The sequence below is a fragment of the Synechocystis sp. LEGE 06083 genome (assembly GCF_015207725.1).
Classification (GTDB): domain Bacteria; phylum Cyanobacteriota; class Cyanobacteriia; order Cyanobacteriales; family Microcystaceae; genus Synechocystis; species Synechocystis salina.
In genome coordinates, this window is record NZ_JADEWJ010000358.1 from 1 (window position 1) to 3114 (window position 3114).

Genomic DNA, 3114 nt, shown 5'->3' on the forward strand with positions numbered 1-3114 from the left:
ATGTAGCACAGGGCTAGTTTCCGAACCTAATTCAATGGGGACGAAACTGGCCGCTTTTTTTTGCTTTTCCACCAGTACTAATCGCTTTTTTTCTAATCCTTGACCAAGTTACAGGTTTTATCGCTCTTTGCTGAGTCTGGGAATCAATCGTTTGGTTTTACTCCATGAAATCCCTACCAGAAAAGAATTTCAGGATTCTTCCAACGTAAAAATACAAAAGCAAGACTTTTTATTAAGTACACAGCTTAAAAGCCTTGCTATCAAAGGCTTCTGGGGATTCATTTGAAAATTACCTAACTAGACTAATAGTAGAGCGATATGACTTTGGGAAAATAGTTTTCCTATCTTAAACTGCCTGAACAGATTGCAAAATCTCTTGCAGTGTTGCCGTCGCCAAGCGGGGGCCGTAACAGGTAACTACTCTGGATGCTGTTTCCGATGCCAATTGCCCAGCCTTTTCATAGTCCATGCCGTGGGTTAAACCATATAAAAATCCCCCGGCGTACATATCCCCCGCCCCCACCGTATCAATGGGTTGGACCTTAGGGGTACTAATGGTTAATAAATTCTCGCCATCAAAAATTAGTGACCCTTCTCCGCCCCTGGTGAGGGCAAAGTTTTTGGCAATACTTTTACAGTAGGCGATCGCCTGATTGAGGTCTGAAGTACCGGCCATTTCTAGGGCTTCCGCTTCATTGGCAAACAATAAATCTACACCTTGTCCTAGCATTTCCTTTAAGCCATCCTGGAAAAATTTGGCCATGTTCGGATCAGATAGGGAGAGACAGGTTTTCACCCCGGACTGTTCGGCGATCGCCTTAGCTTCGATGCAGGCGGCCTTTGCACTGGGGGAGGTGACCAAATATCCTTCCAGGTAAAGATATTGGGATTGCCGTAACGCTGGCCAATCCATTTCCGTCACCGACAAACTACCGCTAATCCCCAAAAATGTGTTCATGGTGCGATCGGCATCGGGGGTGACAAAAACCAAGCATTTACCAGTAATACCTTCCCCGGCGCTTTCATGGTGGGGGTTGGTATCGAGACCACAATCGTTCAAATCCTGGAGATAAAAGGCTCCGGCCTCATCCTTGCCCACTTTGCAGGCGTAAAAACCCGTACCCCCCAGTTGGGCCAGGGCCACCAGGGTATTAGCCGCAGAACCGCCACTGCTTTGTTTGCCGCGCTGTTGGGCCAATTGGGCGATTAGTTCATTTTCCCTGGCTTCTTCCACCAAGGTCATCACCCCTTTATCAATGCCTAGGCTGGCTAACTGCTCTGGGGTAACCTCAAATTCCATATCCACCAGGGCATTTCCCATACCATAGACATCATATTTATGACCCATTGCAACCTCACAGATTCCGCTTCATGACGAATGTTATCCTAGGGCAGAATGGCTTGACTGACAATGGTGAAGGCAATTTACAGGGCAGAAATGATGACGATTAGGGTCAGTTTTCTCCCAAACTGTAGTAATAGTATTATCTGATTAGCGGTGGGATTAATCACCAACTATGGTGAGACAATTGCTAAAATAAACAATAGTTAAATCAAGATTTGACTAAAATTCTTGGTAAAAGTATGCCCACATCTATGTCGGAATGGCATCAGTTTTTGACTTATTTTCCCCTGGATAAAGCCAATTGGAATTTCAAAGCTTCTCAAAATCTGACTGCCCCCTTGATTTTGTACTATTCTGGCGTTTTGCCCGCGACCCCAAGCCTACGACATTTACTCTTAGTTTCCCAACTAAAGGGCACGAATACAGAGAGTTTTGGTAATCAATCCATGCCTAGACCACAAATGTTTGACCATGGGGCTAGCCATGATTTCACCATGCTCTATGCCCACGTTGCCGCCCCCCAACGACGGGATTTACTTTTCCATTTTCAGATTAGTGGTTCTGACATCACTGCTAAGCAATTGGCCTACTTTTTTATTGAAGCCTGTGGCAAAGCTGAAGATAATGACCAAATTTACCTTGGCGATCGCCGCCACCGTAATTTCTGGGCCGACTTAGCCCGCACCAAATTGAGCCAACTGAATGTAGATAGTAGCATTTGGGAAGATAATCAGTCTTTACAGGTTGTTTGACGGGTAGTGCTCTCCACTGCGCGGTGTAGGATCAAGGAACGGCTCCAGCAAAATTTCGCCCTTGGCAGTGTTCCCCATGGGCATAATCAGGGGTTTTGCTAATGGTTAATTGTTGTTGCCCTGTGCCGAGAACGTAGTTACCTATTTTTCCCTCACCATGGCTGAATCCTATCTCCTCCCCGGTCAATTGTGGCCCCGTTTACTAGCCCAGAGTGACCACGCCCTCAAAACCGGTGCCCTCCAACCCATCAATACAGCGGTAACTACCCTGGAGGCAGGAGAAATAAATTTTGTAGTACGAATTTTGACCCAAATCCATCGCAAAAAAATTACCACTGAACACCAACATCGCCAGAAAATTAATCCATTTTTGCCCTACGACCCCGATCTATTTGTGGGACATTTTTCCCAGACCCATTTGGGATTACTAAATAAATTCAAGGTAGTAGATCAACATTTATTAATTGTCACGCGGGAGTTTGAAGATCAACAAAATCCTTTGACCCTAGGGGATTTCACCGCGGCGGTGCAGGTATTAAAAGAAAAAGAAGGATTAGTATTTTATAACAGCGGCCCTAAAGCGGGGGCCAGTCAACCCCACCGTCATTTACAATGGATTCCCTTTCCTTTGGTGGAAAATAGTCAAAAATTTCCCCTGGCTGATCATTTTATTCAAGCAAAAAAACTACCCTTCCAAACGGCGATCGCCCCCCTCACCATGGACGTGATTAACCAAGCCGACGGAGGCAAGATATGTTACCAAATTTATCGGGATATGTTGCAGCAATTGTCATTACAAACCACAGTGGGAGCGAGACCCCACCCCTACAATCTGTTAATGACTAGGGAGTTTTTGGCGATCGTGCCCCGTTCCCAACAATCCTACCAAGACATTGAAGTTAATGCGTTGGGTTTTGCCGGTGGCTTACTGGTAAAAAATCAACAACAGTTGGAGTTGTTACAACAATTGGGACCGTGGCAACTACTGCGACAAGTGGGAGTCGAGCAATAATCAAA

Annotated in this window: 3 protein-coding genes; 2 read left to right on the plus strand and 1 reads right to left on the minus strand. The window is 45.7% G+C overall.

Annotation, left to right across the window (positions count from 1 at the left end; genetic code table 11):
- Positions 1-346: 346 nt before the first annotated feature.
- A complete protein-coding gene (locus IQ219_RS18410; protein WP_194018536.1) occupies positions 347-1348 on the minus strand; it encodes an adenosine kinase in 1002 nt (333 codons plus the stop codon).
- A gap of 236 nt (positions 1349-1584) precedes the next feature.
- On the opposite strand from IQ219_RS18410, the gene IQ219_RS18415 reads away from it, so the two are divergent.
- Positions 1585-2097: a hypothetical protein gene (locus tag IQ219_RS18415; RefSeq protein ID WP_194073568.1), complete on the plus strand. Its 513-nt coding sequence runs from the start codon at positions 1585-1587 to the stop codon at positions 2095-2097.
- Positions 2098-2254: 157 nt separating this feature from the next.
- Complete coding sequence (locus tag IQ219_RS18420; protein WP_194073569.1) at positions 2255-3109, plus strand: DUF4922 domain-containing protein; 855 nt, start codon at positions 2255-2257, stop codon at positions 3107-3109.
- Positions 3110-3114 lie beyond the last annotated feature (5 nt).